The following is a 20,029-nucleotide window of genomic DNA, read 5'->3' as shown; positions in this document are numbered from 1 at the left end:
AAGCTCAATACTTCTGTCAGCTAAGCTAAAATTCAATTGTTGATTGAGGAGAATATGGATCCCGCCCTTATTTCCTGCGATATGGATGGCACGCTGTTGGATGTTGCTGGACACTTACCTCCCGGTTTCCCGGATCTGCATCAACGGCTCAAGGCCAAGGGAATTATTTTTACCCCTGCGAGTGGACGTCAATTAGCAACCTTGCACGATATGTTTAGCGATCTGGGCCCGGAGTTGAGCTGTTTAGCAGAAAATGGCGCCGTGGTGTTTTCCCAGGGAGAAATTATCTCTACCACTCCGTTAAATCCGGCAGTAGGACATGCCTTGGTAAGTGCTATTGGGGACCACTGGGAGTCTGGAAAAAATGATTTAGATATTGTTGTGTGTTTACCGCATAAGGCTTTTATCCATAGTCGGAAAAATCTTGCGGGCGAGAAAGAAATCAAAAAATATTATCATAGCTTGGGTGTTAGTAATAATCTGCATGAGACTATAAGTCACGAACTTATTAAAGTCGCGATCTATACCCGGGATGACGCAGAAAAACATATTGATATGATCCGACGTGCTGCCGCAGCGGGTGCTTCCTCGTCCGGGGATTTTCATGCCGTTGTCAGCGGAAAACATTGGATTGATGTGATGAATCCGAAGGCCAATAAAGGCCGTGGGCTACACCAACTTCGCGAGCAGCTCGGCATAGCACAATCTGACACCATCGCCTTCGGTGATTATCTCAATGACTATGAATTGCTCATCGAGGCTGGAACAGCGTGGGCTATGGCCAACGCCCACCCGCGGATCCATGAAATAGCTGATCACACCGCACCGTCCAATAGAGACTACGGTGTGATGACTGTGCTAGAAAACCACTATGGGCTATAAGCGTCGGCCCCGAACTACTTAGTTTTCTTCTTCTTTTTGCCCTTATGACCATGGCCTTTTACCCTCTTTTTCTCTAGGCTCTCAGCCACATCCGGCACATAACGGAACTCCTCTCGTGGAGGGCGCTCATACGTTTCCGTGCTCTCCGGCCGCTCCGGGATTTCCGGCAACGGACGATCAATCTTCTCATAGGGAATGGTAGAAAGCAGATGGCTAATCACATTAATGCGAGATCGTTTCTTATCTTCGCTTTCCACCGTGTACCACGGTGCCGACGGAATATCGGTGTGCACAAACATTTCATCTTTCGCGCGGGAATAGTCCTCCCACCGAGTGATGGACTGTAAATCCATGGGCGACAATTTCCATCGGCGCAAAGGATCATTAAGGCGAGAGCGAAAACGATTGATTTGTTCTTCATCAGAGACCGAGAACCAATATTTGCGCAGCATTATTCCGTCCTCGACCAAGAGACGCTCAAAAATGGGGGCTTGGTGGAGGAATCGACGGTATTCCTGAGAGGTGCAAAAACCCATGACTCTTTCGACCCCGGCGCGGTTGTACCATGACCGGTCAAAAATCACGATCTCTCCGGCCGTAGGAAGCCGTTCTACATAGCGCTGGAAGTACCATTGCCCTTGTTCACGGGAGTTCGGCGCCGGAAGTGCTTCAATCCGACAGGTTCGTGGATTGAGATACTGGGTTATCCGTTTGATGGCCGACCCCTTCCCGGCAGCATCTCGGCCTTCCATGATGATGACCACCCGAGCCCCGGTCTCTACTACCCACTGCTGCATGTCCACCAATTCAGCTTGAAGGCGACGCAGCTCCTTTTCATACGCCTTCTTTGCCAATTTCGGTGGACGTCCACCTGCATTCTCAGTTTTCTGGGAGTTACTTTTAGCCATAGCTTAAAGTCTAGCCACCCACCGCTTCGCTATTCATCTTCTCTCCCCGTGACACGACCCATAGTGGAACTTCAGGAACCTATAAGACTAGAATAAATACTACCAACCACTCATCGTCATTATCGCTACCGTCATAGCTAGCATTAAGGAGTATTGAAATGGCCGACCTCGCTTTGTCCATTACGTTTGGGTGGTGGGACAACGCAATTGAATTGCTGTGGAACACCTTAGAGAGTTCCCTCAGCGCTGCAGGATCACTTGCTGATCTCTCTCTATAGATCGCGTTTCCTGCCCCTGGCCTTGAGCTGAACTCCCAGTGAAGCTCGAGGCTTTCTTTAGGTCAGCAACTCAACTACTCCCATAACGATGAGCAATATACCCACACCATAGCCAGCGAAAAGAGTCATGGCTTGCGGCCGCTGGCGCATCCAGTCAAAAAAATGACCGGCAACGCTGTTGGGATAGCGACGCACTATCCCAACGAGGACGGCGCTCAGCATGGGCAAACTCAAGGCCAAGGTTGCGTAAAGTATCACCCAACTGTACTTCCAGGTCGGGGCTAAAGGGGTTGCACTAAGCTCAATGAGACCCAAAAAGAACGGCGCCGAGGTGATGGATTGCGCCAAGCCCAGAATGGTACCGGTTAGCACCGTGAGAATTCCAGGATTTTTCAGCGGTACCAGAATTCTTTGAATAAGGGCGTCATTACTTCCCCCGAGTGCGGTGAGCACCGCGATGAGTATCCCCGCCAGGATAATGACTATTCCAAAGGCAACTGATTCGGTAAAAGAGATAACCAGCCCACCTAGATTATTAAAGACAAGAAGTGATAATAACGCGAGAAGGAAAACACCGAACCAGTCGCCGCCGATTAATAAGGCGACCGTTTTTCGATAGGGGCCATGAGGCGGAATTATTAGCCCTAACGCCACGACCACTCCAATGAGGAGGACATTGACAGAATCAATGAGAGCAAAAGATGCTGCGTGGATCACGACTGTGGAGTTCTCCCTATAAATCTCTGTGCCAAAATCGGCAGGTAGGTTAGCTCAACACCGACTGGGTGGAATTAATCCACTTTAAATTCGGCCATCCGGTCCCACTCAGTTTTACCTTCAATGAGAGTGTTGATAATTTGCGGGGTTTCGGTCAATAGTGCCGGAAATTCTTCCGTCGCCTTCTTGAAATGATCACTATTGACATGGGCCTCAGCGGCATCATCATGGAAAGCTTCTAGAAGAATATATTCCTGGGGATCATCAGTATTCCGCGCCCACTCAAAGAAAATATTCCCTGCTTCTGCACGGGATGTCTCGGTAAACTCGGCCATTAATTCTCGGAAATTCTCCACATATTCCGGTTTCGGACGAAAACGCACGTTAATCAAAATCATGCGTACCACCATACCTGGCTCCTTAGGCCTTGTCTTGAAGCAGTGCGCCGGCAGCACCAGGAGACTTTCTCCACCACATGGGGGTAGACAAAAGTCACCTCTGTGCAAAGAACTCACGGCGCCTATGGCAACGTGGATGCCATACAAACTTCCACATACAAAAATCTGACGGTTATCAAAGATAAAGATCCACCATGAGCTTGTCCCGACTGTGATCTATTCACAGGCAGTTGTCGCCCGCCCCAGTTCGAAGGAGAAAGGATTTCTCCCGATGCGTAGTCGCCACTTTTTGGCCCTGGCCTCGCTTTTCGTGCTCGCAAGCGCTGGACTCTGGATTGCTGGGCAGGAAATAGGAACTATTCTTTTGCTGTTAGCAGCCGCTTTATTGTTTTGGATCGGCTATAGCCTGTGGCGTCCTGAACTTCGTGAGCGGTTCCGAGCACGGCGCGGAAACCGCCGACGCTCAGAGGACCGCCGCTCCCTTTTCTAATTCTTAAGGGACTATTTCTTCTTAAGAGACTATTTCGCTTAATTCCAACCAGCGTTCCTCAAGCTCCGCGGCCTCATTCTCGAGCCGCCGGATCTCCTCCATCTTCTCCTGGAGCCCCTGGTAATCACTGGGATCATGCGCTGCCATATCCTGATGAATGCGTGCTACAGCCTCCCCCAACTTGTCGAGTCGCCGTTCGAGAGAAGTCATTTCCTTCTCGACTGTCCGCCGCTGCGCACCCGATAGTTGAGTACGGTGAGACGGCTGCGGAGACTTCCTCTCCTCACCATCAGCGTCATCGCGTTTCTGCTTTGCCAACCTCAGATACTCATCGACGCCACCAGGAACATGGCGCAAGGTACCATCAAAGATCGCGTATTGCTGATCTGTCACTCGTTCTACCAAATAGCGATCATGACTAACGACTAATAACGTTCCTGGCCAGGAATCTAAAAGATCCTCCAGGGCAGCGAGCATATCAGCATCAACGTCATTAGTTGGCTCATCTAAAGCCAACACATTCGGTTCGCTCAGAAGCAGCATGAGTAACTGCAAACGACGCTTCTGTCCGCCAGAAAGGTCATTGACCCGGGCAGAAAGATGCTCCCGAAGGAACCCCAGTCGCTCCAAGAGCTGAGCCGGGGTGAGTTCTTTGCCTCCAACGTTAAAGGTGGTTTTTGTCCGCCCCAGGACTTCTCGGACTCGGTCATCTCCAATCGCCGAAAGCTGCGAAAATTGTTGGTCAAGGATACCAATTTTCACTGTTTTCCCGTGTTTAACGTGCCCTTCGTCAGGAGTAATAGCGCCGCAAATCAACCCCAACAGGGTTGATTTCCCCGCCCCGTTTGCCCCCAAAATGGCAGTCCGCTCGCCAGGTGCGATCCGCCACGTAATATTCTTGAGGATCTCTCGCTGCCCGTAACGCACGGTTACGTTTTCTAGGTCTACAACTTTCTTCCCTAACCTCTCCACCGCCAATCGTTGCAGCTGAAGAGTATTCCGAACCGGAGGAACATCCTCAATCAGCCTATTTGCGGCCTCAATTCGGAATTTCGGTTTCGAGGTGCGCGCCGGGGCTCCGCGCCGAAGCCATGCTAGCTCTTTCCGGAGAAGATTCTGCCGTTTTTGTTCCGCTTGAGCCGCAATCCTGTCTCGTTCTACTCGTTGCAGCACATAAGCGGCATAGCCACCTTCAAAAGGTTCGACGACTCCATCATGAACCTCCCACGTCTCAGTGCACACTTCATCTAAGAACCACCGATCATGAGTGATGACCACCAAACCACCCTGCCCCTGTGCCCATCGTTTCTTCAGGTGGTCAGCTAGCCAGGCGATCCCTTCCACATCAAGGTGATTAGTTGGCTCATCAAGAGCTATCAGGTCCCATTCCTCAATCAAGAGGGCAGCGAGAGCTACTCGCCGACGTTGCCCGCCGGATAATTCTCCGATCTTCTTATCCCAGGAAATATCGGCAACGAGGCCACTGATAATGTCTCGAATTTTTGGATCACTGGCCCACTCATATTCTTCTCGCTGCCCCACAATAGCAGTAGAAACCGGCATATCATCTGGGAAATTATCACGCTGACTGAGGACTCCGAATCGAAGGTCTTTGCGTTGAGTTACCCGTCCCGCTTGGTAATCAACGGTTCCGGCGAGTACACCAAGGAGAGTTGTTTTACCGTCACCGTTGCGTCCGACCACCCCAATGCGGTCTCCTTCTTCTACTGCCACGCTCACCGAATCAAAGACCACGCGCGTGGGATACTCGACTCGAATAGTTTCAGCACCCAACAGTGGAGTTGCCATCAATCATCTCCTTGTAGTTCAGCCCAGCGTTCATGTTCATTCGAGGATCTCAGCACCACCGGCTGGACCATAGGCGGTCACTATCGTATCGGCGACTTGAGAATCACGGAGACGAGCAGCAACAGCATCAGCGTGGGTTCGGTCGTGGCATAAAAATGCACAGGTAGGACCGGATCCTGAGATGATCCCGCTTAGAGCCCCTGCCTCAGTTCCAGCCTCGAGGGTTCGACGCAAAGCAGGCTGAAGGGCCAGTGCCGGAGCCGCGAGATCATTATGCAGTTCAGCGGCTAACTTCAGAGGATCACCGCTGGCTAAAGCAGCGATGATCCCTGAGCAATCTAGTTGAGGTGGTGCTATCTGTTGGGTGTCGCGCAAATGATCAAGCGTATGAAAAACCTTTGGGGTAGATAGTCCTATTCTGGATAGCGCAATGACCCACCACCAGCGCGTCGAATTTGCAACAGCGCTGAGCTTTTCACCTCGTCCTTCCCCTCGCTGAGTGCCACCTAGGAGACTAAACGGCACATCGGAACCTAACTCAGCAGCGATGGCGAGTAATCTTTCTTCTCCTAAACCAGGTACTTGGTGAACTGTGCTTAACCACCGGTCAGCAAGCAAAAGCGCAGCAGCAGCATCAGCCGAACCACCTGCCATACCTCCGGCGACGGGGATCCCTTTCCTGATGTCCAAATGAACTGTCTGATGAGGGACATATCCTTCTGAACTGTATGCGTTGACCACGGCGGTTACCGCTTTCCACGCCAGATTTGACTGATCTTCTGGAACCTCGTTGTGAGCTAGCCCGCGAACCTTAAGGCCTTTTACCCACGCGCCGGTGTGGGGCTGCGAACCCTCAGTGCGCAACGTCACCTCGTCGTTAAGGCTCAGCGATTGGAAAATGGTGCTCAATTCATGAAATCCATCATCTCGGCGCGGACCAACGCCGAGGAAAAGATTTACTTTGGAATAAGCCTGAGCTCGGAGCTTCACTTACTCACCTCCGCGAGCCGAATAAAATCAGCAACAGTGAGTTTCTCGCCGCGTTCCTTTGGATCAATTCCGGCTAGCTTCAGCGCCTCCTCGGCAGCTGCCCCCGAACCAAAGAAACCAGTTAAGGCTGCCCGGAGAGTCTTTCTTCGCTGAGCAAAAGCTGCGTCGATTAGCGGGAAGAGCTGGCTTCGCTGCGCGGTACTTATCTCCCACGGAGCCTCGTCTTTCCTATAACAATCAATTCTCACCAGCCCGGAATCAACGTTTGGAGCTGGCCAAAAAATATTCTTTCCGATGGAACCAGCTCGACGAACCTGACCGTAGTAGGAAGCTTTAACGCTGGGGACTCCGTAGATCTTTGATCCAGGTTGCGCTGCTAACCGATCAGCAACTTCCGCTTGAACCATAACCAGGACGCGTCGAATAGTCGGGAAGGTGGCGAGGACATGAAGAAGTACCGGTACCGCCACGTTATAAGGAAGATTAGCGACGACGGCAGTTGGTGATAAATCACCGCTCTCAAGGTGCAGGGCATCTTTGTTGATGACGCGAAGTCGAGAGATAAACTCTGGAGCGTAATCGGTGACTGTCTCAGTTAGTCGAGAAGCTAAGCGAGGGTCGATTTCCACCGCGCTCAGACAATCCACCGCACCTAATAGACCAAGGGTCAAGGAACCAAGGCCCGGCCCAACCTCAAGCACATGGTCCTGGTTTCCAACATCCGCTGCAGCGACGATCCTGCGTACGGAATTTGGGTCATGGACAAAATTCTGACCCAGCTTTTTAGTAGGTGAGATATCCAGTTCCGCAGCTAGCCGACGAATATCAGCGGGGCCTAATAGCTGAGCCATATTCAATTCACTACCTTTTCATGGCTTCGGGAACCAAGGGAACAATATTGAAATGTTACCGGATCCCTAGTGAGGCAGTGCAGGCTGGCCAAGCACCCCAGCCTTGGGCGGCCTGAACACGCTCAGCCACCGCGATTTGTTGTTCCCTAGAAGCCTGATCTGCGCTGGGGGCATAGGCGGTTCCACCGTAGGCCGCCCAGGTAGACGGGGAAAATTGCAACCCCCCGGAATAGCCGTTTCCGGTATTGGTAGCCCAATTTCCGCCGGATTCACACTGCGCAATGGAGTCCCACACCCCACCGTGTGCAACGGCAGGCGCGTCGGCTTTTGTTCCCCTGGCGATTTTGGCGGCTTTAGCAGGCGACAGCTCCTTTTCGTGGAGAACAGTCACCTCGCTTTCTTTACCATTAACGGTGACAATCTTGCGGGTAATTTCCCGTTTCCCTGGTGTGCCTTCTTCCAGAACCTTTTCTTCGCCCTTCTTGAGTTCTGGATCATCGCTATACTCAGCAGGAACATCAAAATCTTCAGTGGTGGTTTTTTCTTCCGTCTTAACCCGGTCGATATTGACATCGAGATTATTTTTTAGCGGAGTGTTTCCCGGAAGACTCAGCCGATCTTCCTTACCGAGGGTGATTCCCCGCTGGTCCAGGGCCTCTTTCACAGTTTTTGCTGCAACCCAGGTCCGCACTACATTGCCACCATCATTAATGGAAATGAATTTCGGACGTGTGACCTCAACTTCCATCCCATTATTCGCAATAGCGTTAGGATCTTCAGAAATCTGTGAACCAGGAACAAAACCCGGCACCTGATTAAGTAAATCTTCAACGGTCAGAGCCGTCGATTCCAGCTGGGTAGGCACCCCGTCAATGACCACCGAGACCTGTTTAAGGCTACGGACCGTGATATGAGCGTCATCCTTAAGAGCCTGACTCGGCGCTGGAGAGACCATAGCCCCCGCACCTACCTTGATTCCGGCAGCATCGAGGGCACCGGCTACATCACCTGAGACTGTTGCCAAGGTGATGATATTGCCGTCATCGTCGATAGTCACATTTTTTTGGTTTACGGCAACAACAACTCCACCGGCTAGGACTGACCCTAAAACGCCTCCCGTAGCTAAGCGCAGCGGCAAAGATGCGGACTTGTTGATTCGCTTGATATGAGGAGCTCCACCCATGCTCTAAAAACTTCCTTACTTTCTGCTCCGGGTTGTATGCGCTATCGCGATCTCATCCTCATGTCACGATACGATAACAAACCCTAGTTGTCCAGCCCGTACACTCGATGGAAATTCGCTGACGTTTCATGCGCCACACGCGCCACATCCACCCCTCGAGCCTCGGCTATGCAGCGGGCGGTGTGTCCGATAAAGGCCGACTCGTTGCGCGTGCCGCGATAAGGTTCCGGAGTCATGTAGGGAGCGTCGGTTTCGATGAGATAGAGGTCCGACGGTGTTCTCGCGGCAATATCGCGTGATTCTGAATTTCGCTTGAAGGTGGTGTTACCGCAAAAGCTAAGGACATAGCCGCGGTTCAGGGCTTCCTCGGCCACCGGAGCGGGAGAAGAAAAACAGTGCAAGATCACGTCTTTGGGGCGGGGCGAATCAGCGAGGATGCGGAGCACGTGTTCATCGGCATCGCGGTTGTGAATCATGAGTGCTTTTCCGCTTGATACGGCAAGATCAATGTGCCAGCGAAACGCCTCTTCCTGCTGCTCTAAAGACGCAGTGCGATCCGGAGCGTGACTAATCCAGTAGGTATCAATCCCCGTTTCCCCGACCGCAACGCATCGAGGATTATGGACTAAATCCACAAGTGCACGTCGAGCATTGTCATCGAGTTCATGTGCCCTTGTCGGATGAATGGCGCAGGCTGCCCACACCTGGGGATGTGTTTGAGCAATCCGTACCGCTTCCGCAGCCTCATCAAGACCATCTCCCACGGTGCATATCTGATTTACCCCTGCCGACTGTGCCCGAGTTATTAAATCCGCCACAGTGGCCGGGGCATCCGGAGCACCACGATGATGGCTGGTGGCCTGAAGATGAGTATGGGCATCGCAAAGACCGGGAATAAGATCAGCAGGCTGAGGAACGGGACGAGGCTTCTTCGAAGACATAGCTGATCATTCTAAGAGGTACGGTTCTTCTCCTCAGCACCGGAGGTAATCTGGCCAGCTAACCATTGTTGGGCGATGGTAGCCGCCGCCTTTTGTTGCTCCACGCTAGCCCGGTTTAAGGCCACTATGTCTTCTTGATGAAAACGCGCCATCAGGTCATTGATGATTTCTCGCGCTCGGGGATCAACCTTGTCCGAGACTAAAGGAACTACATGTGAAGCGGGAAGTAACCGCTCCGGATCTGCCAAAACTAGAAGATCATTATCGGCAATTGCCGGTGAGCTTGAGGACATCCGGGCAATATCTACCGTTCCATCGCTGAGGGCTTTAATGGTGAGCGGACCACCAGCATCCTCAATCGGACTCAGTTCCACCTGAGCATGATAAACACTGGCTAAACCCTGCGGGCCATAATCTCGTTCTTTAAGCTCATAAGGGCCTCCTAGGTGCCAGGTCCGCGGAAGGCGCGCCAGATCAGCCAAACTCTTCACACCAAGTTCCTCGGCATGATGTCGAGTCATCACATAGACATCTTCATCGGTAGCCTCAGCCTGATTCAAAATAGATATCCCCGCTGGAGTTCGACGACGAAGTTGATTATTGACCTCTTGTGCATCCCCGACCGAGGCCGTCGGATCCCAGTATTGCAAAAGGTTTCCACTATATTCCGGAAACAGATCGATATTTCCCGCTTCAATTTCCGGAAGGTAGGCTTCCCGCTGACCAATACGGAAATCACGATCAACGCTATATCCAGCGTTTTCCAAGGATTGAGCAAAAATTTCGGCGATAATCTCATTAGAGAAATAGTCTTGGGAGCCGACAACGATAGCGTTGGAATTAGTGACAGACCCGGAAAAGGGATGAGCGGAAGAACAGCTACTCAAGACAAGAGATAGCAACAAGCAGAAAGCAGAAAGAAAAGGATGTTTTCGCACCGGCTCTCACCCCCTACTACTAAAACTATTGCGTTTTTGGATATGCGCCAGAACCACATCAATGCCCCAAGTAAGTAGGATCATCACAATCGCAGCCGCGAGCATTAAGGGGTAGTTTCTGGTCTTTAACCCCATAAAAATAGGAGAACCAAGCCCGATATCGGCGGTATAGGCAACCAAGGTGGCGGTCGCAAATACTTGTAAGGATGCGGTGCGGATTCCGCCCCAGATTATCCCTCCGGAATAGGGGAAGATCACGTGAAGTATTAGTTGACGTCGGCTAAATCCGATAGCGGTGGCTGCGGAACGAATCTCTCGGGGAGTAGCTTCTACGGCTGAATACCCTGCGTTAATGATGGAAGGTAAAGCCAGCACCACCAAAACTACGCACGGCGCCAGAAGACCTACGCCAAACCACAAACCGGCAATGACAACGAGGCCAAGAACCGGCAAGGCCCTGGCTGCCCCGCTTAAGGTTCCCACAAAAAGCGAGCCTCCGGGAATATGGGCAGAAATCACTCCCAGGGGTAGCCCGACGAGAACCGCAACTACTACGGCACACAGGCTTAACAGCCCGTGCTCCAAGATTCGGATTGCAAATCCACCTTCTCCACCCCATTGCGCTGAATCGCTGAGGATCTGAGCAGCACGCACTAAGAAATTCATAGTTGACTACTCGCTTTCTGCACCCGGCTCCACGGTAGAAGAAGTGAGCCCACCAGGAACAACGCTACATCAATGACGACAGCCAGAATGAGGATGGCGATGATACCGACGAGTACTTCACCAACTAGGCCGCGTTGAAAACCATCGGTTAATAGGCTTCCCAGACTAGGAATTCCCACCAGGGCCCCCGTGGAGGCCATCGCAATGGTTGACATAGCAGCAACCCGGAATCCCGCCAGAATTACTGGCAAAGCCAAAGGCAGGTGTACCCGAAAAAAGCACTGCTGGGGTGAGTATCCGCACGCATGGGCAATGTCAAGGTTTTCTTTGTCAACCGACGCGAAAGCTGAGGTGGTGTTTCTCAATAACAAGGCAACACCATAGATACTCAGTGTGAGAACCAAGGTTATTGGGGAGCGCATGGGTAATCCCACAATTGCTGGAAACAGCACTAAAAGAGCGAGGACCGGCACAACGTAGGCAAGTTGAAGAATTTGCAGGATCACCGCTCCCCCCGTGGGATACTTATAGGCCAACCAGCCCAGCGGGAGAGAAATCACTGCACTAATAATCAGCGCCGGAATGACCAAACCAAGATGATAAAGAAAGACGTGCAGGAAATAGGGAGAATTATTAATCAGCCACGTCATGGGTGTCCTCGAATTGAACTGCGCGAATCATCGCACGGACGAAATCGCTCTGCGGGTTTTGTTTAATGTCTTGAGGCGTTCCCCATTGAGCGATACGTGCTCCCGGTTCCAAAACAGCAACTTTATCTGCTAAATAAAATGCTTCAGCAATGTCATGGGTGACCAGAATGATGGTTTTCCCTAAATCCTGTTGCAGCGCTAATAACTTCCGTTGGAGCTCATATCGAACAATCGGATCGACTGCCCCAAAAGGCTCATCCATCAATAAGATATTCGGATCAGTCAACAGCGCCCGGGCCACTCCAACTCTTTGTTGCTGCCCTCCCGATAGCTCCGCTGGATACCTTCCTTCCAACTGGCTATCTAAACCTACTTTCTGTAATAGCGACCGGGCCCGACGTCGAGCTTTACCCCGATCCCATTTCAACAAGTAGCCAACAGTTGCCACATTATCGAGCACGGTGCGATGCGGAAGTAGGCCCCCACCCTGGATGACGTAGCCGATACTGCGACGCAGCAAGACGGGGTTGACGCCGGCAACATCTTCACCGTCGATGCACACACTCCCAGAGTCAGGCTCCACCATCCTATTCACCATGCGCAACAAGGTAGTTTTTCCGCAACCAGAAGAACCAACAAGAGCTAAGGAAGAGTGTGAGGGAATTTCTATGCTGAAGTTGTCAACCACTTTGGTGTCCCCAAAGTGCTTCGAAACATCGCGGAACTCGATCATCCACCCTAGCTTAGGAACTTATAGTGAATTTTGCATGTTTTAAGCCAATAATTTTTGCTTGGCGGCAGCTAGTTCATCGTCGATATACACTGATCGGCTAGCTCTTAATCCCACTGCGCTCATGGCCACAGCGCATAGGATTAAGGCCCACAGAATACCTGTCCAGGTTCCGGCATGTTGATAAAAAATCCCCACCAATAATGGCCCGAGAGCTGCGACGATGTAACCGAGGGGTTGTACAAAGCCGGACAGCCGTGCCGTCACTAGGGGGCTGCGGGTCCGAGCGGGAATTAAAGCTAGTGCTGTGGGGAAACAGAAACCACCGATTCCGAGCAATAAAGCCCATAGCAAAGGGGCAGTTTGTGGAACGAATAGTATCCCCAGATAGCCGAGAGCTGTGAAAATCCCGAAGGCAAGCGGCAATGGCGCTAAGGTGGGGGCCCGATCGATGATGGTTGGCATGACCAAACCGCCGATGACGTTCATGCCGCCGACTAAGGCAATGGCTATGCTCGCTAGCTGAGCGCTGATTCCGGCGTCGGTGTACATTTGTGGAAGCCAACCCATCTGGATATAGGCGGTCATGGACTGGAGTCCGAAAAAGAGCATCAAAAAGACGGCGGTGCGAGAACGCCAGAGAGAGATGTTTTCTCCAGAAGATGGTGAGTGGTCCGACGCGGAGTCCGTCTGGTGTTTGGGTGAGTCGTGGGGTGAGAAAAAGAGGACCCAAAGCCACACTAGAAATTGAAGTAACGCGGGTAAAGCCCATACTAAGAGGGCGCCTTGCCACTCGAAAAGCAGTGCGCTTAGTGGGCCCAATGCCCCGGAAAGTCCAAGTACTGAACCATGGATTGTCATGAGGGCAACGACGTTCCTCCCACCGTGGGCTTTAATCCAGGCAGGTAGGAGCACATTGGATAGGGCTATTCCGCTGACGACTAGGGCCGTCATGACTAAGAAGATGCTGATGCTGCCGACCAGGGGACGCACTACTAAGCCAAGAAGCGTAAGCCCCATTCCGAAGGTGAGGGTTCGTGATATACCGAATCGGAAGGCTAGAGACACCGCCAGGATTCCCATGAGGGCGAAAAATAGTCCTGGCATGGCGGTCAGTACTCCGGCTAGAGAGCCGGAGGCATGGAAAGCGGATAGAGTTTGACTCAAAACCGGGCCGAGCGAAGCGATACCTGCTCGTAGATTAATGGCAGCACTAAAGACAGCGAGAAAAGCTAACGCTGCGGGAACAACTTTCTTCTGAGGCACGCGAATATCTTTCTCCATGAGTAAAGGGAGCACCCACTTGCGTCGAATATTCTTATCCGCGCAAGGGGTGCTTGCTTTCCAAAAATAGCTAGGACAGACCCTATTCCTGAGGCTGCACCGGGGCCCACTCTGGCCCAGTGATCGCTAAATCAGGATCTAGTTTTTGCACCAAAGGTTTCGGTTTCTTTAACACCGTACCAGGGATAACATCAACCCGAGCCCACTTAGCTTGCTGAGATTCATAGTCACCCATAATGACCGGATAACGCTGCCCCTTTTCTGGCAAACCCACCCCAACCGGATCGCGAGGAGATTCATCACGAACTTCCACGATGCGCGGACGCGCAGCCCAGATACCATCGCGACCCAAGGTTTCATGAACCTGCTGAGCGATGTGGGGCAAATAAGGAGTCAGCATCACGTTGCAGTCTGACACTACCTGTAGAGCAGTCCACAACACCGTTGCTAGACGCTCCCGCTGTGTTTCCTCTTTGGCCAACTTCCAGGGTTCTTGCTCAGCTAAATACGCATTAGCCTCCCCCACCACGTGCATAACAGCATTAATTCCATTACGGAACTTAGAGGCTTCAATAGATTGCGCTACCACCTCAAAGGTCTTCTGAGCTAAGCCCAATAACGCCTCGTCAGATTCTTGAAGCTTCCCAGGCCTAGGAACTTCACCAAAATTCTTATAGGCCATAGAAACCGTTCGGTTCACCAAATTACCCCACCCGTTCGCCAACTCATTATTGATGCGTCGAACAAACTCATCCCAGGTGAAGTCCGTGTCTGTGGTTTCCGGCCCGGCTACCGCGATGAAATAGCGTAAGGGGTCAGGCCCGAACTCCGCCAAAAAGTCCTTGACATAGATAACCACGCCTTTAGAAGAGGAAAACTTAGATCCAGACATGGTCAAGAATTCAGAGGAAACCACTTCTGTCGGGAGATTTAGGGTGCCTAATTCCCCGGCGCTACCCCCCTTAGTTCCGGCTCCGGCGTAGCCTAATAGCTCAGCCGGCCATATCTGGGAGTGGAAAGTAATGTTATCTTTCCCCATGAAGTAATAAGATGCGACGTCAGGGTCAGTCCAAAATGCGCGCCATGCCTCCGGGTCTCCCTGGCGATAAGCCCACTCCATCGAAGCAGATAAATAACCCACGACGGCGTCAAACCAGACATATAATTTCTTCGCGTTATTGTCTTCCCACCCTTCTACCGGGATGGGGATACCCCAATCAATATCACGGCTCATCGCGCGGGGGCGTAGATCTTCCAAAAGATTAAGAGAGAATTTTAAAACATTGGGTCGCCAGGAGTCCCTCGTTCTTAGCCAATCCCCTAATGCTTGAGCAAGCGCCGGGAGATCTAATAAGAAGTGTTCCGTGTCGCGAAATTCCGGTGTTTCCCCATTGATTTTGCTAACTGGGTTAATTAAATCTGCCGGATCAAGTTGGTTTCCGCAGTTATCGCACTGGTCTCCTCGAGCGCCCGATGCACCGCATATCGGACAAATACCTTCGATATAGCGGTCCGGAAGAGTCCGACCGGTAGACGGGGAAACCGCACCCTTCGTGACCTGTTTAATCATGTAGCCGTTGTCATAGAGACCCCGGAACAACTCTTGAACTACGGCATAGTGGTTTCGGGTGGTGGTCCGAGTAAACAGGTCATAGGATAATCCCAGCCCGGCCAGATCTTCCACAATTTGACGGTTGTAGCGGTCAGCTAACTCCTTGACGGATACGCCTTCTTTATCCGCTTGGACCAACAGTGGAGTGCCGTGCTCGTCAGTGCCCGAGACCATGAGCACCGTGTTTCCGGACATTCGTTGGTATCGAGCGAAAACATCGGAGGGAACTCCAAAACCAGCGACGTGGCCGATGTGACGGGGGCCGTTAGCATACGGCCAAGCAACGTTGACGAGCACAGATTTGGGCATGTTCCTTACCATATCGGATACCTTGCACAAAGCCTGAACTAACCACCTCATCGATGAGGAATCATAATGTCCTGGCGCCCTTAATGGTGATGTTCTGCGCGATGAATTCGCTCCGCGCGACGGCGTCGTAGCTCTTCTCGATGACGCCGTTGGTTATACAATCTGCGCTCGCGAGCCAGCCGGGCAGCAAAACGTTGCTGTTCTCGGTAATCCTGATAAATCACGTCATTTCTGAGGTCTTTGACAATCGCAAACATCAAGCAAAAGACCACGATTAAAAAGGGGCTCGCAGCAATGATAGTGACATTCTGTAGGTTGCTTAATGCTTCGTCGCCGCCGGAGACCAAGAGAGTCAGTCCGATGAGGGCGGTGATAATACCCCAGGTGGCAGACACCCACGGGGTTGCATTTTGGCGGCCTCGTTGAGACAGCGAACCCATAACCGTTGACGCAGAGTCTGCCGAGGTCACAAAAAATGTGGCCAACAAGACCATCGCTACAACCCCAAAAATTGTGCCTGCCGGTAGGGTATGCAGAAGGTCAAATAGCTGGCTTTCCGCATCTCCATTTCCCCAAATGGATTTACCGTGTTGTTCCAGGCTAATAGCGGTGCCACCAAAAATAGCGAACCAGAGTATTGACACGGCGGCTGGGGCAAGAAGGACGCCTAGGCAGAATTCTCGGATGGTTCGTCCCCGAGAAATCCGAGCAATAAACATCCCGACAAAGGGGCTCCAGGAAATCCACCAAGCCCAATAGAAGATAGTCCAGGTGCTTAGCCATTCACCGGCAGTTCCATTGGCCGATTCTGCGGTACGAGCCGCCATGTCGAAGAAATTAGATAAGTAGTTGCCAATGGACCCAGGGATCAAGTTCAGAATAGATACTGTAGGGCCAAAGACAAAGACGAAAATGGCCAACACTGCGGCAAGGATCATATTGGCGTTGGACAAGTATTGAACACCCCGAGCGACCCCGCTGAGCGCCGAAAAAACGAAAGCGAGGGTAAGCACTGAGACAATCCCAATAATTAACCATGTACTCGGGTTGTTGATGATTCCGGCGGCTTTCAAGCCAGCACCGATTTGCAGCGCGCCGAGCCCAAGCGAACATGCGGTGCCGAAGACGGTGGCAATAATCGAAAGAATGTCGATGATCCGACCGACGATACCGCGGCTTCCTTTTTCTCCGATTAACGGCACGAAGGCCGAAGAAATAAGCTGCGGCCTCCCCACCCGATAGGTGGAATAAGCGATAGCAAGACCAACAATGGCATATACCGCCCAGGGGTGAAGTGTCCAGTGAAATAAGGCGGTGGACATGGATGTCCCCACTTCTAAGGGAGAATGCCCGGGAATACCGTCCCGATAGTAGGTCAAAGGTTCTGAAGCGCCATAGAACATCAAACCGATCCCCATGCCTGCGGCAAACATCATGGAGATCCATGAGATGGTGTTGAACTCCGGGCCTTCGTCACTATGCCCGAGCTTGATTGATCCGAACTTAGAGAGCGCTATGACGAGGACAAAGATCACAAAAATTGTCCCGCAGAGTACAAAGGCCCAACCAAAATTTTGCACCACAAAATGTAGCGCTAGTTTCGCGAAGTGCGCGAAGCTCTCTCCCCCGGCGAGTCCCCACACCACGAAGGCTATGGCAATAAGCGCAGCTGGAGCCACCACGGGCCAGTTAAGGCGAGCATCCTCGTTATCTGACTGAAGCCGAATCTTTTCTTCTTCAACTTTAACGGGTTCAGCTTGAAGCATCCCAGCTAATTCTTCAGTGGCTGAATAGTTTTCCTGTTCTCCAATATGGTCACTTGTAGCCATGGTGGACACCATGTAACAAACTTTTCTTAATATCAAGCTGAGAATTACTAACCGTCAGTTGGGCCTGGTTGTCCCCTCAGCACCACTTATCGCTGAGACTGAAGCACCGCATCATACAGCTCGCGGCTAGAAACCCCGTAGCGTGCGGCCAATTCCCGACACACCGTCTTTTGCCGCTCTCCTTGATCAACCCGAGTTCGCACCTGCGCCACGAGCTCTGTTACTTCCTGACGCTCAGGGGACGCCCCGTCAATGACCACCGTGATTTCTCCTCGCACCGGTTCAGCAGACGCCCACTGGCTGAGTTCCGCCAAGGTGCCGCGTCGAACTTCTTCGTGAAGTTTCGTAAGCTCACGACAAATAGCAGCGCGACGCTGCGACCCTAGCACCTCACGGGCAGCGGCTAACGTATCCGCAATACGGTGCGGAGATTCAAAGAAACATACAGCTCGCTGCTCAGTTTTTAGGGATTCTAACCATTCTCGACGCGCCCCCGACTTGCGCGGAGCAAAGCCATCAAAAATGAACCTTCCCACCCGTAGGCCTGACAGTGCCAGGGCGGTAGGAACGGCTGAGGGGCCTGGCAGACAACTCACTGGGATACCCGCTTCATGGGCGGCATTTACTAGCGATAAACCTGGATCTGACACCACCGGCATCCCCGCGTCACTTACCACCAAAACAGTCGACGTCCGTGCCGCTTCCAATAAACCAGGAAGTCGAGATTTTTCATTGTGATCAAAGTGAGACACCAACCTCCCTCGTATCTCCACCCCCAAAGCGTGGGCCAAAGCGCGGGTACGGCGGGTATCTTCAGAAGCAATTACCTGGGCATTCTCCAAAGCTTCACGCAGTCGCGGTGAGGCATCAGCAAGATTTCCCAACGGCGTTGCCGCAATTAATACACCATGAGGAAGCGTAGCCATGTCCTCTAGTGTGCCACGAGTCTTCCTCACGGTTCGGTAGCATAACCCGAGTGAGAACTTTTTCTGTCCCTGATCGTCCAGTGCGCCTAACTCCTCTTCCTCCTTGGGGGCGCCCAGAGCAGATAACAACCATCATCATTGGTGTTCTCGCATTTATCACTCGTTTCGCCGGTCTTACCGCAACTACGTCCGCCGGAACCCCGATTTTCGATGAGAAACACTATGTCCCCCAAGCCTGGGACATGGTGGAATCCCAACACAATCCGCTTATCGGGGGAATTGAATCCAACCCTGGGTATGGACTCGTCGTCCACCCACCCCTTGCTAAACAACTTATTGCCCTCGGCGAAGAAGTATTCGGCTACACCCCCGCAGGTTGGCGGGTAATGGTAGCACTTTTTGGATGCGCGACGGTGCTCATCACCATGGCACTGGCCCGGCAATTAAGTTCTTCATGGCAAGTCGGAGCCATTGCCGGCTTCCTCGCTGTCTGCGATGGCGTGCTGCTAATTGGCTCCCGATTCGGCATGCTCGATATTTTCCAAGTCTTCTTCATCGTCACTGCCGCCTGGGCATTAGTGAAAGATCACCGCCAATGCGCCGCCCGGATCTTCCACGCCTGGTCTCATCCTCCAGTGCGGTGGGGGTTTTTCGGCCCACGTCTAGGATTTCGCTGGTGGCGCTTTCTCGCTGGAGTGATGCTAGGTCTTTCCCTCTCAGTAAAATGGTCCGGCCTCTACTACATCGCATTCTTCGGACTTCTGAGTGTTATCGGAGATCTTCGACTTCGCGCCAAAGCCGGGGTGAGTGCCCCCACAGCGGGAACCTTAATCCGTGATGTTCCCGCTGCCTTGGCCTCCCTGGTGGTACTTCCAGCCGCCCTGTATCTCTGGAGTTGGCGAGCCTGGTTTTCCTCAGAGACATCCGTCTACCGCCACGCTCTCAGTAATGGAACAGTTCCCGAAGAATCTTGGCTCCACTATTTCCCGGAGTCCCTTGGTTCTTGGCTGTATTACCATTTGTCCGTTTTGGAATTCCATAGCTCCTTGACAAGTTCCTCAGGACACCACCACCCGTGGGATTCGAAACCCTGGGCCTGGCTAGCCGCCGTGCGACCGATTCTTTACTCCTCAGCCTCAGAGCAAAACTGTTGGGCTGGTGAAAAAGCCTGCCACCACGCAATTTTCCTGTTCGGCACGCCAGCTATCTGGTGGGCTACTGTCCCAGCATTGTTATGGGGACTGTGGTTTTTCCTGATCCGACGGCAACGCTCCTACGGTGTTCCGCTCATGGGCTTCGCTGCTGGATTTCTCCCCTGGCTAGCTGCTTATGATCGCCAGATGTATTTCTTCTACGCCACCGCGCTAGTACCATTCACAATCTGTCTTATAGCACTGGCATGCTGGCATCTGGCTCACACTGGCCCAGCGATAGTCAACGGGGTCAATAAGTCTGGTTCCCCCCAATTTCTCACCGCTGGTGGTTTAGCGGTGGCTTTGTATCTAGCGCTAGTAGCAGCGATGTTTATATATTTCAGCCCTATTCTCTACGGACTACCTATCCCGAATTCGTGGTATCAATCTTTGATGTGGCTTCCAAGCTGGCAATAGATCCACGCACTGCTTAAAAACCCGTTCA

The 20,029-nt window shown here is 52.2% G+C and carries 19 protein-coding genes; 3 read left to right on the top strand and 16 right to left on the bottom strand.

Features of this window, described 5'->3' with window-relative positions:
• Positions 1-39 precede the first annotated feature (39 nt).
• Positions 40-882 (top strand): Cof-type HAD-IIB family hydrolase, encoded by an 843-nt coding sequence (locus GP475_RS04050; RefSeq protein ID WP_262485231.1) that lies wholly within the window; start codon positions 40-42, stop codon positions 880-882.
• Between the two features lie 14 nt (positions 883-896).
• On the opposite strand, the gene ppk2 is transcribed toward GP475_RS04050, so the two are convergent.
• From ppk2 to GP475_RS04035, 3 genes are all read right to left on the bottom strand, one after another.
• Positions 897-1,790, bottom strand: coding sequence for a polyphosphate kinase 2 (gene ppk2, locus GP475_RS04045; protein ID WP_187975366.1), 894 nt, complete (start codon positions 1,788-1,790; stop codon positions 897-899).
• Positions 1,791-2,125: 335 nt separating this feature from the next.
• Positions 2,126-2,785, bottom strand: coding sequence for a hypothetical protein (locus GP475_RS04040; protein ID WP_187975365.1), 660 nt, complete (start codon positions 2,783-2,785; stop codon positions 2,126-2,128).
• Positions 2,786-2,859: 74 nt separating this feature from the next.
• Complete coding sequence (locus tag GP475_RS04035) at positions 2,860-3,183, bottom strand: putative quinol monooxygenase (RefSeq protein ID WP_187975772.1); 324 nt, start codon at positions 3,181-3,183, stop codon at positions 2,860-2,862.
• A gap of 271 nt (positions 3,184-3,454) precedes the next feature.
• On the opposite strand from GP475_RS04035, the gene GP475_RS04030 reads away from it, so the two are divergent.
• On the top strand, positions 3,455-3,673 hold the full coding sequence (locus tag GP475_RS04030) for a hypothetical protein (protein ID WP_187975364.1): 219 nt from the start codon (positions 3,455-3,457) through the stop codon (positions 3,671-3,673).
• 21 nt (positions 3,674-3,694) lie between these two features.
• On the opposite strand, the gene GP475_RS04025 is transcribed toward GP475_RS04030, so the two are convergent.
• From GP475_RS04025 to rsmI, 13 genes are all read right to left on the bottom strand, one after another.
• Positions 3,695-5,482, bottom strand: coding sequence for an ABC-F family ATP-binding cassette domain-containing protein (locus GP475_RS04025; protein WP_187975363.1), 1,788 nt, complete (start codon positions 5,480-5,482; stop codon positions 3,695-3,697).
• Between the two features lie 36 nt (positions 5,483-5,518).
• The gene (locus tag GP475_RS04020; RefSeq protein ID WP_187975362.1) at positions 5,519-6,472 is read right to left on the bottom strand and encodes a 4-(cytidine 5'-diphospho)-2-C-methyl-D-erythritol kinase; all 954 of its coding nucleotides are present in this window, start codon (positions 6,470-6,472) and stop codon (positions 5,519-5,521) included.
• Positions 6,469-7,323: a 16S rRNA (adenine(1518)-N(6)/adenine(1519)-N(6))-dimethyltransferase RsmA gene (gene rsmA / locus GP475_RS04015; protein ID WP_187975361.1), complete on the bottom strand. Its 855-nt coding sequence runs from the start codon at positions 7,321-7,323 to the stop codon at positions 6,469-6,471. The genes GP475_RS04020 and rsmA overlap by 4 nt, the downstream gene beginning before the upstream one ends.
• Before the next feature lie 55 nt (positions 7,324-7,378).
• Positions 7,379-8,506 carry a resuscitation-promoting factor gene (locus GP475_RS04010; RefSeq protein ID WP_187975360.1) on the bottom strand — a complete coding sequence of 376 codons (1,128 nt, stop codon included), beginning with the start codon at positions 8,504-8,506 and terminating at the stop codon, positions 7,379-7,381.
• 83 nt (positions 8,507-8,589) lie between these two features.
• Entirely contained in the window at positions 8,590-9,447 is an 858-nt protein-coding gene (locus GP475_RS04005; protein WP_187975359.1) for a TatD family hydrolase, read from the bottom strand.
• Positions 9,448-9,458: 11 nt separating this feature from the next.
• Positions 9,459-10,385, bottom strand: coding sequence for an ABC transporter substrate-binding protein (locus GP475_RS04000; RefSeq protein WP_187975358.1), 927 nt, complete (start codon positions 10,383-10,385; stop codon positions 9,459-9,461).
• Between the two features lie 6 nt (positions 10,386-10,391).
• A complete protein-coding gene (locus tag GP475_RS03995) occupies positions 10,392-11,051 on the bottom strand; it encodes an ABC transporter permease (protein ID WP_187975357.1) in 660 nt (219 codons plus the stop codon).
• Positions 11,048-11,701, bottom strand: a complete 654-nt coding sequence (locus GP475_RS03990) for an ABC transporter permease (protein ID WP_187975356.1) — start codon at positions 11,699-11,701, stop codon at positions 11,048-11,050. Before GP475_RS03990 ends, GP475_RS03995 begins: the two co-directional genes overlap by 4 nt.
• Positions 11,685-12,434 (bottom strand): ABC transporter ATP-binding protein, encoded by a 750-nt coding sequence (locus GP475_RS03985; RefSeq protein WP_187975355.1) that lies wholly within the window; start codon positions 12,432-12,434, stop codon positions 11,685-11,687. The genes GP475_RS03990 and GP475_RS03985 overlap by 17 nt, the downstream gene beginning before the upstream one ends.
• Before the next feature lie 39 nt (positions 12,435-12,473).
• Positions 12,474-13,715: an MFS transporter gene (locus tag GP475_RS03980; protein ID WP_187975354.1), complete on the bottom strand. Its 1,242-nt coding sequence runs from the start codon at positions 13,713-13,715 to the stop codon at positions 12,474-12,476.
• 82 nt (positions 13,716-13,797) lie between these two features.
• On the bottom strand, positions 13,798-15,636 hold the full coding sequence (gene metG, locus GP475_RS03975) for a methionine--tRNA ligase (protein WP_187975353.1): 1,839 nt from the start codon (positions 15,634-15,636) through the stop codon (positions 13,798-13,800).
• A gap of 80 nt (positions 15,637-15,716) precedes the next feature.
• A complete protein-coding gene (locus tag GP475_RS03970) occupies positions 15,717-17,465 on the bottom strand; it encodes a BCCT family transporter (protein WP_224399549.1) in 1,749 nt (582 codons plus the stop codon).
• Positions 17,466-17,551: 86 nt separating this feature from the next.
• Complete coding sequence (gene rsmI / locus GP475_RS03965) at positions 17,552-18,391, bottom strand: 16S rRNA (cytidine(1402)-2'-O)-methyltransferase (protein ID WP_187975351.1); 840 nt, start codon at positions 18,389-18,391, stop codon at positions 17,552-17,554.
• 50 nt (positions 18,392-18,441) lie between these two features.
• Here rsmI and GP475_RS03960 point away from each other — a divergent pair, with 50 nt between their 5' ends.
• Positions 18,442-20,001, top strand: a complete 1,560-nt coding sequence (locus GP475_RS03960) for a dolichyl-phosphate-mannose--protein mannosyltransferase (RefSeq protein WP_394367408.1) — start codon at positions 18,442-18,444, stop codon at positions 19,999-20,001.
• The last annotated feature ends 28 nt before the right edge of the window (positions 20,002-20,029 follow it).

Source organism: Corynebacterium poyangense, from assembly GCF_014522205.1.
Taxonomy (GTDB): Bacteria; Actinomycetota; Actinomycetes; order Mycobacteriales; family Mycobacteriaceae; genus Corynebacterium; species Corynebacterium poyangense.
Note: the sequence above shows the minus strand (reverse complement) of the source record. Positions and strands in the feature narration are given on the sequence as shown.

Coding starts and splice junctions, on each gene's coding strand:
- ppk2 (WP_187975366.1), bottom strand. CDS start 1,790: ATGGCTAAAAGTAACTCCCAGAAAACTGAGAATGCAGGTGGACGTCCA.
- GP475_RS04035 (WP_187975772.1), bottom strand. CDS start 3,183: ATGATTTTGATTAACGTGCGTTTTCGTCCGAAACCGGAATATGTGGAG.
- GP475_RS04030 (WP_187975364.1), top strand. CDS start 3,455: ATGCGTAGTCGCCACTTTTTGGCCCTGGCCTCGCTTTTCGTGCTCGCA.
- GP475_RS04025 (WP_187975363.1), bottom strand. CDS start 5,482: ATGGCAACTCCACTGTTGGGTGCTGAAACTATTCGAGTCGAGTATCCC.
- rsmA (WP_187975361.1), bottom strand. CDS start 7,323: ATGGCTCAGCTATTAGGCCCCGCTGATATTCGTCGGCTAGCTGCGGAA.
- GP475_RS04010 (WP_187975360.1), bottom strand. CDS start 8,506: ATGGGTGGAGCTCCTCATATCAAGCGAATCAACAAGTCCGCATCTTTG.
- GP475_RS04005 (WP_187975359.1), bottom strand. CDS start 9,447: ATGTCTTCGAAGAAGCCTCGTCCCGTTCCTCAGCCTGCTGATCTTATT.
- GP475_RS03995 (WP_187975357.1), bottom strand. CDS start 11,051: ATGAATTTCTTAGTGCGTGCTGCTCAGATCCTCAGCGATTCAGCGCAA.
- GP475_RS03990 (WP_187975356.1), bottom strand. CDS start 11,701: ATGACGTGGCTGATTAATAATTCTCCCTATTTCCTGCACGTCTTTCTT.
- GP475_RS03985 (WP_187975355.1), bottom strand. CDS start 12,434: ATGATCGAGTTCCGCGATGTTTCGAAGCACTTTGGGGACACCAAAGTG.
- GP475_RS03980 (WP_187975354.1), bottom strand. CDS start 13,715: ATGGAGAAAGATATTCGCGTGCCTCAGAAGAAAGTTGTTCCCGCAGCG.
- metG (WP_187975353.1), bottom strand. CDS start 15,636: ATGCCCAAATCTGTGCTCGTCAACGTTGCTTGGCCGTATGCTAACGGC.
- GP475_RS03970 (WP_224399549.1), bottom strand. CDS start 17,465: ATGGCTACAAGTGACCATATTGGAGAACAGGAAAACTATTCAGCCACT.
- rsmI (WP_187975351.1), bottom strand. CDS start 18,391: ATGGCTACGCTTCCTCATGGTGTATTAATTGCGGCAACGCCGTTGGGA.